Here is a 13,909-nt window from a genome sequence, read left to right on the forward strand (position 1 = left end):
TCAATCCAAGAGAGCTCGCCCGGGACCGTGCTCGTTGGGATGAACGTCGCGCCCGTCGAAATCGGCATGGCGCCGAAGCCGATCGAGCACGTTGCGGACTCGATGGATCTCGTTGGTGCGCCGGCGTGGATGTGGGTGCAGAATCCGGGCCCGACGACGTGGGGGCCGATCACCGACGGCGGCTCCGAAGGTTCGGTCACGGTGATAGTGACCGCTCAGGTCGAGGAGGCAGTGTGGGATCTGGGTGACGGGAGCACCGTCACCTGTGACACACCAGGCGATCCATACAAGCCGTCCCTCGGTGTGCGGGAGTCCCCCTCGTGTGGGCATCTGTACGAGCGCACCAGCAGGGGGCAACCGAACCAGGCCTACGCGGTTCCGCGACGACCTGGACCGCGCAATGGGAGGACTCGACCGGTGCCACCGGCACACTCGAGGTCGACCCGCTGACATCGACAGTCCACGTACGCATCGGTGAGCGGCAACTAATCGAGCGATAGCCCGACCCTGCGGCGGGCCCGGGCCAGTCTCGTCACGGCGGCCGGTCGTGGCACACCACCAGGAGTACGGACATAAGGGAGGGCGATGCGCCGGTAGCGTTCGTCGAGGAAGGTGTCGGTCTTGCTGGCCGATTCCTTGGTTCCGGGGGCGAACCGGCCCACGAGCACAGGTGGCGAAGCGGGTCATGTCCAGCCCGATCTCTGCGATGATCACGTGGGCGGCGGTGGACCCCACCCCGGGATCCAACCCTTCTATGTGTCAGTCACCATTCGGCGTGGGAAACCGTCGCGGTGTCGCCAAACGGGAGCGTGCCAGTGGTGGTGTTGTGCGGCCTCGCGGACGGCGTTTTCGTCGATGTCGATGCCTAGGCCGGGGCCGGATGGTCGCGTGATGTGTCCGTCAACGAACTTGAAGACGGCGGGGTCCGACGAGGTAGTCGAGGAGGTCGCTGTTGGCGTTGTAGCGGATGCCGAGGCTTTGTTCCTGGATCAAGAACTTCGGCGCTGCGAGGTCGACCTGCAGGCTGGCGGCAAGCGCGATGGGGCCGAGTGGGCAGTGTGGGGCTAGCGCGACGCCGTAGGCGACTTGCTTGAGTTGTGCGAGATCCGGCAGTCGTTGGAGGCGCTTGCCGCTGGCCGTGCCGCGCGCACGGTTGGCCGCGCGACGCTGACCACCCTTGAGCAGGCGATTGCACAGATGCAGATGCTGTCGCGCTGGAGGGAACCAACGCGGGAGCAGCGGTTCCATGACGCTGACGTGGCATTCCATGAAGGCATGGCAATGGCAAGTGGCAGCAAGTTGCTCGCGTTCGTGCTTGGTGGGTTCGAGCAATCACTGCGCCGCAGTTTCGCCGCCAGCTACAAGGGTTATTTCGCACGTGGTGACTCTTTCGACGAGGTGGTCGACGCCCACAGAGCCGTCCTGCAGGCAGTGCGCGACCGCGACGTCGGTGGAGCCGAGAAGGCGATGCGTTCTCACCTGAGCCCAGGTTCAGCTGTGTGAACGCGGCTACGGTGAGGTGGGGTTCACGGCGCCTGGCGGTTTGGCGGAGTACGTTGTTCTCCGCGCCGATCAAGCGTTGCCACCTACCGCCGACTGTCGGCTTGGACGTCGCAGCATTGCCGGAGCCGACCGCGGTGGTGTGTCACGCATCCTTAAGGTGTCCTCCGCTGGCGGGCCGGACGATCACCGTCGTCGGCGATGGCACCGCGCGGCTGCTAGCCGCGCAAGTTGCCCGAGCGCTTGGCGCCGCGGCCGTTCAGGTACTGGGGCTGGACGAGAAGCGCTTGGCGTTCGCTCAGAAGCTGGCAGCTGACGACGTACACCAGGTTGGTGACGGCACTGGGGATAACGCACCACCAGCTGACGTCGTGGTCGAATGCGCGGGGGCGCCCGGGACGGCGCGACTCGCCATCGATTGTGCCCGGCGAGGCGGCACGGTCGCCATCTTGGGAGTCAAAGGTGGCGACGCTGCGCTGGACGTGGCCAGTGACCGGTTCGTCGTGGACGACAGCAGCCGAGCGAGGTGGCGCTGCCTGACCTCGGACCCAACGCCGGCGAACAAGGCAAGTACCTGCGTGTGCACGCTGACGACGTCGGACACCTTTCCGTTGGTGGATCGCCTCGACGTCGGGGCTGGTGCGGACCAGTGGTCTTGAGGTCGACACTCCCCGGCCGTCGAGGCCGATGCGCATGGGGATGGTCTCGACGGTGGCGATCAGCATGTTCTTCACGATGTCTCCTTACTCACTCAGCCGCTACGACCAGCTCGAACCGGGCGGCGTCGGCGCGATGAAATCCCGAGTTGCGGACCACCAGGCGGAGGTAGCCGTCCGTGCCAGCGGCGAAACGGTACCGGCCGAGGTGTCGCCACCCGTTGGCGTCTTGCTGCTGATTGACGGCGTACTCTTCCTCGCCGTCGGCGTGATGTACCTGGTAAACGGCTGCGGTAGTGGTGGCGGGATTGGTCGGGTACCAGACGGCAACGTCGTAGATACCGTCGTTGGGAAGGTCGGGCCGCCAGGTCGCCGTTCCTCCAAGCTTGCCTTCCTCGCTGTATCGGCTGGTTCCGTTCCAGCCGACCAGGCCGCTAGGATTCCACCAGCCCGTTTCGGTGTAGGTGGGCCACGAGTGGCTGTCGTCAACGACGATCTCCCTGCTGGCGATCAGAACGGTGATCGTGCGGGCCGGGGCGTCCGGTAGGGCGACGGAGATTCGATGTGTGCCGCCAGGCGGCGCCGCTGTTGGCGAGGTGAGGCTGAATGTGTACTCGCTCTCCGAACGGCCAGGCACGTCGTACTCGACCGCTGCGGACACGTGCCAGCCTGGAGGAGCTGTGAGCGTGAGCGGGCCCCGGCGCGGGACTGGGCCCATATTGAGGACGGCGGCGGTGATCTTGAGGGCGTCGCCTGGTTTCGCCAAGACGGATGGGTCACCAGTGAGCATGGTGACCTTTAGCGGCGCAATGACCTCGATGTCTGTCGCTTCCAGGTCGGTGGAGCCGCCAGCCCACGTCGCGCGCGCGGTCAGCGCGTGCTTCGCGATGGTCGCATCGTCCGGCACGCCGACGTCGAACGTCCACACCGCGGTGCCATCGACCGAAACCTCAGTCGGGACCTGATCAGCGACGTCAACCGACCAACGGTCTGGTACTGACAGGCTGACGGATGCGCTCTCCAGGACGGCGCCTGACCCGTTGCGCAACCTGGCCTGAACCCGGACGCTGTCGCCCGGCGTTGTGTCCGGCGAGCACGACAATTCCCCACAGGCGGCTTGCCCTCGCGGCACGATGCCGGTGACCGCAGGTGGCAGCCGCAGTGTGCGGGGCTGGCTACTCCGGTTGCCGGACACCACCCTGTAGGTAAAGGTGCTGGCCAGATCGTCGACGGGGATCGTCCATTCGAACGGGAAGACCTTGGCCGGTGCCTCCTGCTCGGCGCCGCCATCGATTGAGTACACCATCCGCGCTTCGGTCAGGACGTCGATCTGCACGTAGGCTTCGTAGCCGGACCGATCGGGCCGGACGAGCAGCATGCCGCGGACGAGCCCCTGGTCGCTTCCGGGATCGATGTCCTCGAAGTGGTAGCTGCTTGAGGATCGGTCGGTCGTGTCGGATGTCCAATGCCAAGGTACGGTGATCTCTACCCCGCGGATGACAACGGCCGTGATTCCCTTTGCAGAGACGGTGGTGGTTAGCTTTCCGCCGAGTACGGTGGCAGGGGTGCGGCTGCCATTGTCGCGAATGATCTCGGCGTCATAGCGCCGACGGGGGTCGAGCCCTGTGAGCACCGTCGCCAAGCCGATCGTCACGGGTTCGGTGTGCTCGGATTCGCTGGTCAGGCTGAGGTACAAACTATTGTTGCCGATTCCGGTGAACCAGTTGACCTGCGGGTTGTCGACGGCAACGATGCCCTTCGGGAAGTACGGCCAGACGTTGTCCTCTCCATAGAAGACGCCCGGCGCGTGGCCGTACACGTAATAGCGAAAGAAGACGTAATTGGTCTCGAAGTGCTTGGGGAAGTCGATGCGGCTCGCCGACCTCGTCACGTGCTCAGAGATCAAGTAGTCCACTGTCATGGCGAGCTGTGCGGGAGCGTGGTGGTAGTAAATTGCACTAACGCCGTTCGGGCCCTCGAGCGGGAACCTTGGCTTCATCTGCGTCACGCTGTGCTGCCGGCTGTAATAGCCGGGGTAGTTCGTATACCGGCCGACGACGAGATTGTGCGCGACGTCGCGGATGAGCCGGTCACCGGTGTGCTCGGCAAGCCGAAGTAAGAAGCCTGCCCGGCACGGTATCCACGTCAAGCCGCCGACCGGACTCTTGCCGTCATCAGGAATCCTGAGCGTGGTCAACTGTTCATAGGTGACGCCGCAAGTAGACACCATCCATGCCGGCACTTGCTCGCTCTTGACTGTGCGGACGGGATAGTCGGGCAATAGGGTTCCGTCAGGCCAGATCTTCACCTGGCTGTCGATGAACGGCTGGTTCGGCACGGTCACCGTCGTATCGGGGACTGGTCGCACCTGCGTCTGAGTGATGAACCTCTTGGCTTCGCGATGCGCGGCGTCGAGGATGTCCTGGTCGCCGGTGATCTCGTAGGTCACCAGAAGTTCGGTCCAAGCCTTGGAATGCCAGTACGCGAACCCGTTCTCGGGCTGATTGGTGGTGTAAGGGCGCATGATCTCGTCGCGAAGATAACGGCGGGCCTCGGCGCGCAACTCGGCTAGGTAGGCCGGATTCCTGGTGAGAAGGTATGCCTGCAATGGATTGCTCATGGGCGTGCGAGCCTCGCGCGGCGGGCGCCGTCTGATCAGATCCATCGCAAGGTTGTGGATGCCGGCGTTCTGGCCACGTGTTTGTTCGTAGATAGGTACCAGGGTCGAGGCGTCGCCGGAAACGCGACCGATCCGGTACAGGTTCCGGTTCCCGTAAACGGGTTTGCCGATGATCGGCGTGCTGCCATGGCCGGGACGAGACACGTGATACTCGATCAGGGGTCGGGCTCGCTTGTCGTACAGCCTGGTGTCGCCGGTGAGATAGAAGGCGGACAGCAGTGCCGATGCGACCGTCGTGCGGATGGCGCGGTCGTTCTCGATGTCAGCGAATCCCTTGCCGCGGTTCCACCACCCGCTGAAGGACGGCACGAAGGTCTCGCTATCGTCCTGGGCTGGCTCGATCAGGATCAGGTCGATAATGTTGTGGACCGTGTCGGTGAGCGACGTCTCGTAGACGTTGCGTCGGTAGTCGGTATAGCCGTACTCGTTGCGTGTCAGGTCGGTGTAGGCGTCATACATCGACCCGGGGGCCGCATACAAGCCGAACGCGTAGCCGCGACTCTCGCCAGCGGCCAGCGACGAGCGACTGCCGATCTGCGGTGCGAAGACGACCGGCTGCACGTCGCGATCGTCGTTGCCCAGGCTCATAGCGAAGGGTTGCCCATCTGGGCCGAGCTCCCGCTCGTGCTCGAACAGCAGCACCTCACCAGGGACGTAGACGCCCATAGTCACTTGCCGGTTGGCGAGTCGCCGCTCGGTCAGTGACATCGGAGCGAACAGTTCCCAGGCGCCAAGTGATCTGGAGCCTTCAACGAACTTCGCATGCTGGCGGGTTCCGCACAGAACTTCGTCGACGCCATCGAGCTTGACAGCATCGAACGATTGGTAGCCGACCACATAGTTGCTGTCCCGGCCGGCCGTGATGGTCCAGTGCAGCTCCGGATTGTCGCCGACGAGACTCCAGCGAACAGTGAGATCGTAGGCTCCCGGCGGAGTGCTGCGCAGTTCGACCGTTCGGTCGTCGAGTTGGCGCAGGGAGTCGAAGCTCACCCAGTTGGGCGTCATCGACGTGTAGTAATCGTTGGGATTGCCGTCAGAGCCCGTCAGAACGACCCATTGTTCGTCGAAGCGTGATTCCGCATCCGTTACCCGCAGCCACCCGCGACCGTCACGCACCTCCATCTCGCGCACGTACGTCCAGCCACCCTCCCAAGCAGCACGAAAAAACGTGGCGCGGTGCCGCCGGCCAGCGATCGTCGCGACCGGCTCCATTGTCAGGCCCGGCTTATCCAGGCGGCGCAGAGGCAACGGCAGCGGCGCCTGTCCAGGCGCAGTCGCCTCCTGTGCCACCGCTACGCCGGTGAGTGAATCAACGACGGGCGGCAAAACGGCGGCGCCGACCAGTAGCCGGATCGCCGAGCGACGGGAGATCCCGCCTTGGGGTTGGCGACTTGACGGGGTTGTCTCACTCACGACCCGATCTCCATCCGTATCAATTGCAGGGGTGCAGTGGCTTCTGCAGGGGTGCGACAGAGAGGTGCCTGGACTGAGACGGCCAGGCATTCTCGCCGAGCAGCAGGCGTTGGCTCAGGCGGCCGGGCCCGATCACCGGAGCACAGCAATCGGAATCATCTGCCACCCGATGCGACTCTGGCGCACCGCGCTACGGGACAGGGGCGATCAATCGAGCTGACCGTGAGCAGCCTCGTTCGGACCAGCCTCCTCGCTCTGGCCGTGGCATCAGCTGTCTGTCCGATACGAGGCATGGCCCTCCTCTCCCAAGATCGGCACTTATCCTGATACAACATCGACTATGCAGGTGTAATATCCAGAGACTAGATGGTTGATCTTCATAGAGCTGCCGTCAAGCCCTGGAGGAACATGACTGGTGCGATCTGGCCGGTATCGGACGTTCACACTGGCCGGCGCGGCACCGACCGCGCCCTCGAAGCCGACACTGTCGTTCGCGGTCGACACCACCGGCCGCGCGAGGTGTTAGGTCGAAGGCCGCCCGAGCCAGGGACGGTCCGGCGGGCCGGTGACGCCGACGTCGGCAGCGAACAGGTGATTCCGGCAGGCGGCCGACCGAGTCCGAGCGAGGCGGTGGTGATCACCAGCGTGCCGCCTTGGAAGCAGACCGCGGTCGGTTTGGGGACCGGCAGTTCGACCCTGGCCAGGAGCTCACCCGTCGGCGCATACCGGCGGAGCTCGCTCGCATCCCAGACCGCCACCCAGACGCAGCCCTCGTCCAGCACCAGTCTGTCGGGATTGCCGCCGCTGATCTCGGCGATGGTGCTGCGCTCGCCCGGCGTCCCGTCGTACAGGGTGATGGCTTCGAGGCGGCGGTGCGGGAGGGTGTCGACGAAGTACAGGGTGCGGCCGTCCGGGCTGAAGTTCGGGCCCCGATTCCCCTCTGTGCCGCTGGCCTGATCGACATCCGGATAGGCCTGGTCGTGGGGTTTCCGGGGCATTGCCACGGCTCTGGTTGCGGAGCAATGTTGGGTGCGACCGGTGGCGCCACCGGGGCGCTGCCCTGAGGCAAAGGGGGTGGACCGTGTACGCACGCTCCACCACGATCCACGCCAAGCCGGAGTCGATCGACGCCGGCATCGCGCAGATGCGCGACGAAGTGATGCCGATGCTCCTGGAGATGGACGGCTGTATCGGGCTGTCCATGCTGTCCGACCGGGAGTCCGGCCGGTGCATCGTTACGAGCGCCTGGCAGTCGGAGGAGGCGATGCGGGCCACCGACGAAGAGCTCAGGCCGGTCCGCGCCCGGATCGCCGACCTGATGGGCGGCGGTAGTCCGACGGTCGAGGAGTGGGAGATCGCGGTCCTGCACCGTGACCACCGTTCCGGTGAAGGAGCCTGCGTCCGTGCCACCTGGGTGCAGGTCGACCCGATGAACCTCGACCGGTCGATCGACGTCTACAAACTGGCGTCCCTGCCGAGACTCGACGACCTGGCCGGGTTCTGCAGCGCCAGCCTCCTCGTCGACCGCACCTCCGGCCGCGCCGTCTCCTCGGTTACGTACGACAGCCAGGAAGCCATGGACAGCAACCGCGAAGCCGCCGCCTCCATGCGCTCCGCCACCACCAAGGAAGCCGGCGCCAAGGTCCTCGACGTCTGCGAGTTCGAACTCTCTCTCGCCCACCTACGAGTCCCCGAACTCACCTGAACCACCCACCATCCCGCCGACCACGCGCAACCACCCACCGCGCGCCGACCAGCCGCGCCACCCCCGCCGGTGGCCGGCGCGCTCGTTTGCGGCTGGGGTCAGTCCATGGTGTCGAGGTGGGTCTCCAGGGCGTCCAGGCGAGTGCGCCACAGGTCGCGGTAGGGCTCGAGCCAGGCGTCGACCTCGGCAAGGGGTGCCGGGCGCAGGCGGTACCACCGGCGTTGAGCGTCCTGACGAACCTCCACCAGCCCGGCATCCCGCAGTACCTTCAGATGCTTCGACACCGCCGGCTGACTCAGCGAGAGCTCGTCGACCAGCTCACCCACCGGCCGCTCACCAGCGCGCAGCAGGTCCAGGATGTCCCGCCGCCGACCCTCCGCCAGCACCTCGAACGTACTTTCCATATGAGGAATATACGTCCGCCTCAGAAGCCATGCCTGTTCGTACGTCGCAGCAGTCGCCGAGACGCTGTACGCCGTCGTGCGGGTCACGTTCGATCCGGCGCTCGTCGTTGACCACCTCGACCACCTCTGCACGGCTGACGGTCGGTTCCGAGACGCGGCGGAGAGGGTTTCCTCGACCGACGGCGTGAGCTATCGATGGCCGAGGCGGGGCTCTCGGCGGAACCCCAGCTCCCGCCCAGGACCAGGTGCTGATCATCGCTGCGGCGACTCCCGGACGTTGTGGAACGTGTTGCTCCTCAGCCACGGCAAGTTGCCGTGCGCAACGATCAATCGACCGTTCGGCCGAGTGTCGTGCACGTGGCCCTGCGAGGACGGAAACCCAGCGGAGCCATGCCCGCATGCCCGCGAGAGTAGTGGGCACAGGACAGGAAGACGCTGCGGCTTCCTCAGCTCTGTACTGGGAAATCCCGGGAGAGGACGGCGGCCGGACGCACTGTGCGGGCCCGGTCCGCGCGCCTGGCGTCGTCGGCACGGACACGACGAAACAGGTGATGATGACCGCGCTGCAGGCGACCGAACCGACCGGTGTGGCCGGGTGGGCGATCGACCTGATGGAGCAGCTCGGTGCGCCGGGTGCCGGGCTCGCGGTGGCACTGGAGAACCTGTTCCCCCCGCTGCCGAGCGAAGTGATCCTGCCGATGGCGGGATTCGCCGCCAGTCGTGGTGATCTAGGTCTCGCCAGCGCGATTGTGTTCACGACGCTCGGGTCGGTCGTCGGTGCGCTCGCCCTGTACGGCGTGGGTGCCGCTCTTGGCCGTCGTCGGACCAGGACGCTGGCCGCGAAGCTGCCACTGCTGAGTATCGAGGATGTGGACAAGGCCGAGGAGTGGTTCAACCGGCACGGTTCGAAAGCCGTCCTCATCGGTCGGTTGGTGCCGGTGGTGCGGAGCCTGATCTCGGTGCCGGCGGGGGTGGAGCGGATGTCCGTGCCGTTCTTCCTGCTGCTCACCACGATGGGGAGCTTCCTCTGGAACTCGGCGCTGATCGTTGCCGGCTACCAGCTCGGTGAGCGGTGGCACGTGGTGGAGTCCTCGGTAGGCATCTTCCAGTGGGTCGTGCTCGCGGCTGCGGCTGCCGCGGTGACATGGTTCGTTGTGGTCAAGCTCCGGGCCCGGCGTTCGGACTCCGAGAAGGTCAAGTAGCAGCTCGACCTGGCTGGTCTCGATCCATCACTCTTTCTGCCAGACCGTGGGCGCGGGTTCAGGAGCGCAACAGGGCGCGGAGCCCGGCGGTGTAGGTGCCGGGGGCGACGTCACCCATGATCAGTCGCTGCAGCAGGAAGCCGGGAACGATGCCGAAGAGCGCCTGGGCGATGTGGCGCGGATCGACCGAGGGATCAACGGTGCCGTCGGCCTGGCCGCGGCGGGCGACGTCCTCGAAGCGGCCGCGAACCTGGGCGTACTTGCCCTGCGCGATCGTCATGATGGCGGGATTGCGGAGCGCCTCCGACCAGGCCTGGATCGCGACCCGGGTCACGTCGCCGCCGGGCCGCTCGGCGATCGAGACCACGTGATTCAGCGCGGCCTCCAGCGCGGCGAGCGGGCTGAGCGGCTCCTCGGAGGCCAGCAGCTTCCCGAACAGTTCGTCGACCGTGCTCAGTGCCTCCTCTGCGATGGCCTCGACGATCTGCTCCTTGCTCTTGAAGTAGCCGTAGACCGCGCCCGCGGACAGCCCGGATTCGCGGATCACCTCGGCCATCGTCGTCTTGTGGAACCCCTGCTCGATCACGCAGCGGCGGGCCGCGGCGACGATCTGGGCGCGGCGGGCCGCGCGGTGCTCCTCGGTGACCTTCGGCATGACGGGAACATAAAACGAATGTCCGTTCTTGACAAGTCGCGGTGCCATGTCGCACGCTCGACTCAATAAAGAACGGTCATTCGGTTTTTCGAGGAGTCCTTCATGTCCGAACAGCTGACCGGGCGCCACCCCGCCCACACACCCGAACACGCTGCCGAGACGCCAAGGCGCCCACCGGTGCTCGTGGTGGTCACGCTGCTCACCGTGCTACTCACGGTGCTGCTGATCGCGTTCGCCTGGCCGGCCGCGCGGTCCGAGCCGCGGGATCTCCCGCTCGCGGTCGCCGGCCCCGCGCAGGCGGTCGCTCAGGTCGAGCAGGGCCTCGAACACGCGATGCCGGGTGGTTTCGAGGTCACCGCCGTACCGGACCGGGCCGCTGCGGTGCAGAAGATCGAGGACCGGGACGTGTACGGCGCCATCGTGCTCGACCCGCGTCAGTCCGAGGTGCTGACCGCGTCGGCCGGGGCTCCGGCGGTCGCGCAGATCCTCACGCAGTTGGCGTCGCGTCTGTCGCCCGAGGCGCCGGCGAAGGTGACGGACGTCGTGCCGCTGCCGGCCGACGATCCGCGGGGTGCGGGCCTCGCCGCGGGCGCGCTGCCACTCGTGCTCGGCGGGATCGCGGCGGCCGCTCTGCTCACCCAGCTCGTGCGGAGCGGGACGAAGCGGATGGTCGGCGCGGTGACGTTCGCCATCACGGGTGGGCTCGCGTTGGCCGCCGTACTGCAGTTCTGGCTCGGGTCGTTCGAGGGCAGCTACCTCGCCAACTCGGGGGTCATCGCGCTGTCGATCGCGGCGGTCAGCCTCACGCTGCTCGGCCTCGAATGGCTCCTCGGCCAGGCAGGGCTGGCGCTCGGTGCCGCGGTGATGATGCTGCTCGGCAACCCGCTGTCCGGGCTGACGAGCGCGCCGGAGATGCTGCCGGGCGGCTGGGGTGCGCTGGGCCAGTTGCTGCCGCCTGGAGCCGCAGGTACGGCGCTTCGTTCGGTGAGCTTCTTCGACGGCGCCGGCGCGGCCGGACCGCTCGTAGTACTGGGCAGCTGGTTGCTCGCCGGACTGGTGCTCTGCGGACTCGGCGCAGTCAGGTCGCGACGCGTCGTACCTGCCCGTCAGGAGGCTGGATTCGCTACTGTCTGAATGTCATGACAACGCGGTGACCGGATCGTTACCTGCCGGTCACCGCGTAGGTGCGTCCTGACGTGGACAACGTTGTCTGTCAAGCATTGACTTGAGCCACCCTGGACTCCTACGGTCACGAGAAAGCCCAGCGGTTTTGGGCCGGGGTACCGGTATGACAACGATTGCCCGAAGGTGGACGTGATGGTGACAAGGAAACGTTTCAAAGCAGCCGCCGCGGTGAGTGCGTTGCTGTTGGCGGTCTCGGCCTGCAGCCAGGGCTCGACGACCAAGGAGCCGGAGGCGGGCGGCTCGCAGAGTGCCGGTCCGGCGAACCTCAAGATCGCCTACCAGCAATGGGGCCCGGGCGTGGTGATGAAGAACTTCCTCACCGGCGTCAAGGCCGAGTACGAGGCGGCCAACCCCGGCTCGAAGGTTGAGCTCCTGCCGATCGTGGCCAGTGAGAACGACTACTACACCAAGCTGCAGCTGATGATGCGGTCGCCGAACACCGCGCCGGACGTGGTCTACGAAGACACCTTCCTGATCAACTCCGACATCACCGCGGGCTACCTGCGGCCGCTCGACGACTACATCAAGAACTGGGACCAGTGGAGCCAGTTCGAGGACACGGCCAAGGGTGCCGCGAAGGCGCTGGACGGCAAGACGTACGGCATCCCGGACGGCACCGACACACGGGCGCTCTGGTACAACAAGCAGCTGTTCGCCAAGGCAGGCCTGCCCGCCGACTGGCAGCCGAAGACGTGGGACGACGTGCTCTCGGCCGCCCGCACCATCAAGGAGAAGGTCCCCGGCGTCGTCCCGCTGAACGTGTACTCCGGGAAGCCGATGGGTGAGGCCTCCGCCATGCAGGGCTTCGAGATGCTGCTCTACGGCACCAAGGACTCGCTCTACAACCACGACCAGCAGAAGTGGGTCGTCGGCAGCCAGGGCTTCAAGGACTCGCTGAACTTCATCAAGACGATCTTCACCGAGGGCCTCGCGCCGACCCCGAAGCAGGCGCTCGACCCGAACATGGGCAGCAAGGTCGGCACCGAGCTGCTGCCCGGCGGCAAGCTCGCGATCGCGCTCGACGGCTCCTGGATCTACGGCAACTGGCAGAAGACCGGTGCCAAGCCGTGGCCGCAGTGGAGTGAGGTGCTCGGCCAGACCGCGATGCCGACGCAGGACGGCGGCGGCAAGGGCAAGGTCAGTCTCTCCGGCGGCTGGACCTGGGCGATCCCGGCGAAGTCGAAGAACCCGGACGCGGCCTGGAACCTGATCAAGACGCTGCAGACCCAGAAGAACGCGACCAAGTACGCGACCGAAGGCGCGCAGATCGCCGTCCGCAAGGACGTCGCCTCGGACGAGACCTACAAGTCGTCGGCGAAGAGCACCCAGTTCTTCACCGACCTGGTGTCGGTCACGGTGTACCGGCCGGCCTTCGCGGAGTACCCGAAGGTCTCCAACGAGATCATCACCGCGATGGAAGCGGTGATGACCGGGCAGTCGTCGCCGGAAGAGGCCGCGAAGAACTACGACGAGGCGGTCGAGGGGATCGTCGGCAAGGACAAGACGACCACCGACAGCGGCGGCCAGTAGCCCCGTCCGACGAAGGATCTGCCCCTGTGACGACGACAGTCGCTCCCACCGCGGCCGCTCCTGCTCCGTCCGGCAAGAACGCCGGCCGGGGCGGACGGCCGCGGGCCGCCAAACTGGTCAGGATGCTGCCGCTCAGTCCGGCGATCGGTCTGATGGTGGTCTTCCTGGCCGGCCCGATCATCTACTGCCTGTACGCGGCGTTCACCAACATGGCACTCACCGGCACCGGTGCCAACGAGGTGCAGTTCGTCGGCCTGGACAACTTCCGTAAGGCGTTCTCCAGCGGCGCGTTCACCAACGCGATCTGGCTGACTCTGGTGTTCACGCTGATCTCCGCGATCATCGGCCAGAACACTCTCGGCCTCGGCCTGGCGTTGCTGATGCGCAGGTCCACGAAGGTCGTGCGCAACTTCGTCGGCACCGCGGTCATCGGCGCCTGGGTGCTGCCGGAGGTCGTGGCGGCGTACCTGCTCAGCGCGTTCTTCAACGAAGAAGGCACGCTGAACGTCATGTTGCACGCGGTCGGCCTGCCCGGTCAGGACTGGTTGTACGCGGCACCGATCATCGCGGTGTCACTGGCCAACATCTGGCGCGGTACGGCGTTCTCGATGCTGGTGTACTCCGCCGCCCTGAGCGAAGTACCGAAGGAGATCGAGGAGTCGGCCGAGATGGACGGCGCGACCGGTCTCCGGCGGCTGCTGTTCGTCACGCTGCCGATGATCAGCCGGGCGATCATGACGAACCTGATGCTGATCACGCTGCAGACGCTGAGCGTGTTCGGCCTGATCTTCGCGATGACCCGCGGCGGGCCCGGCACCAAGAGCCAGACGCTGCCGCTGTACATGTACGAGCAGGCGTTCAGCTTCTCCCAGATCGGCTACGGTACCGCGATCGCGCTGGTGATGCTGGCGATCGGTGCGGTGTTCTCGCTGATCTACCTGCGTGGACTGAACTCGGAGGCCGCATGACAGTACATATG

The 13,909-nt window shown here is 66.0% G+C and carries 12 protein-coding genes; 7 read left to right on the forward strand and 5 right to left on the reverse strand.

The window, feature by feature from the left end:
• Positions 1–900: 900 nt before the first annotated feature.
• Positions 901–1,203, reverse strand: coding sequence for an enolase C-terminal domain-like protein (locus E1218_RS38390; RefSeq protein WP_325052814.1), 303 nt, complete (start codon positions 1,201–1,203; stop codon positions 901–903).
• On the opposite strand from E1218_RS38390, the gene E1218_RS06960 reads away from it, so the two are divergent.
• Together E1218_RS06960 and E1218_RS38120 are read left to right on the forward strand one after the other, a co-directional pair.
• Entirely contained in the window at positions 1,117–1,503 is a 387-nt protein-coding gene (locus tag E1218_RS06960; protein ID WP_233712067.1) for a FadR/GntR family transcriptional regulator, read from the forward strand. The genes E1218_RS38390 and E1218_RS06960 overlap by 87 nt on opposite strands.
• Before the next feature lie 137 nt (positions 1,504–1,640).
• Entirely contained in the window at positions 1,641–2,159 is a 519-nt protein-coding gene (locus E1218_RS38120) for a zinc-binding dehydrogenase (protein ID WP_407657583.1), read from the forward strand.
• An 88-nt stretch (positions 2,160–2,247) separates the two neighbouring features.
• Here the strand turns inward: E1218_RS38120 and E1218_RS06970 are convergent, their stop codons facing one another.
• Positions 2,248–6,249, reverse strand: a complete 4,002-nt coding sequence (locus E1218_RS06970) for a golvesin C-terminal-like domain-containing protein (protein ID WP_165949151.1) — start codon at positions 6,247–6,249, stop codon at positions 2,248–2,250.
• Between the two features lie 440 nt (positions 6,250–6,689).
• A complete protein-coding gene (locus tag E1218_RS06975) occupies positions 6,690–7,247 on the reverse strand; it encodes an SMP-30/gluconolactonase/LRE family protein (RefSeq protein WP_132317458.1) in 558 nt (185 codons plus the stop codon).
• 83 nt (positions 7,248–7,330) lie between these two features.
• On the opposite strand from E1218_RS06975, the gene E1218_RS06980 reads away from it, so the two are divergent.
• Entirely contained in the window at positions 7,331–7,954 is a 624-nt protein-coding gene (locus tag E1218_RS06980; protein WP_132317460.1) for an antibiotic biosynthesis monooxygenase family protein, read from the forward strand.
• 98 nt (positions 7,955–8,052) lie between these two features.
• Here the strand turns inward: E1218_RS06980 and E1218_RS06985 are convergent, their stop codons facing one another.
• Positions 8,053–8,358, reverse strand: coding sequence for an ArsR/SmtB family transcription factor (locus E1218_RS06985; protein ID WP_132317462.1), 306 nt, complete (start codon positions 8,356–8,358; stop codon positions 8,053–8,055).
• A 554-nt stretch (positions 8,359–8,912) separates the two neighbouring features.
• On the opposite strand from E1218_RS06985, the gene E1218_RS06995 reads away from it, so the two are divergent.
• Complete coding sequence (locus E1218_RS06995) at positions 8,913–9,560, forward strand: DedA family protein (protein WP_132317466.1); 648 nt, start codon at positions 8,913–8,915, stop codon at positions 9,558–9,560.
• A gap of 58 nt (positions 9,561–9,618) precedes the next feature.
• On the opposite strand, the gene E1218_RS07000 is transcribed toward E1218_RS06995, so the two are convergent.
• Positions 9,619–10,215 carry a TetR/AcrR family transcriptional regulator gene (locus tag E1218_RS07000; protein ID WP_132317468.1) on the reverse strand — a complete coding sequence of 199 codons (597 nt, stop codon included), beginning with the start codon at positions 10,213–10,215 and terminating at the stop codon, positions 9,619–9,621.
• 102 nt (positions 10,216–10,317) lie between these two features.
• Here E1218_RS07000 and E1218_RS07005 point away from each other — a divergent pair, with 102 nt between their 5' ends.
• The 3 genes from E1218_RS07005 to E1218_RS07015 all read left to right on the forward strand — a co-directional run bounded on the left by E1218_RS07005 (position 10,318) and on the right by E1218_RS07015 (position 13,898).
• Positions 10,318–11,349 (forward strand): ABC transporter permease, encoded by a 1,032-nt coding sequence (locus E1218_RS07005; RefSeq protein ID WP_132317470.1) that lies wholly within the window; start codon positions 10,318–10,320, stop codon positions 11,347–11,349.
• Between the two features lie 219 nt (positions 11,350–11,568).
• A complete protein-coding gene (locus E1218_RS07010; protein WP_233712065.1) occupies positions 11,569–12,930 on the forward strand; it encodes an extracellular solute-binding protein in 1,362 nt (453 codons plus the stop codon).
• 26 nt (positions 12,931–12,956) lie between these two features.
• Entirely contained in the window at positions 12,957–13,898 is a 942-nt protein-coding gene (locus E1218_RS07015; RefSeq protein WP_132317474.1) for a carbohydrate ABC transporter permease, read from the forward strand.
• Positions 13,899–13,909 lie beyond the last annotated feature (11 nt).

Origin of the sequence: Kribbella turkmenica (assembly GCF_004348725.1) — a bacterium.
Lineage (GTDB): Bacteria > Actinomycetota > Actinomycetes > Propionibacteriales > Kribbellaceae > Kribbella > Kribbella turkmenica.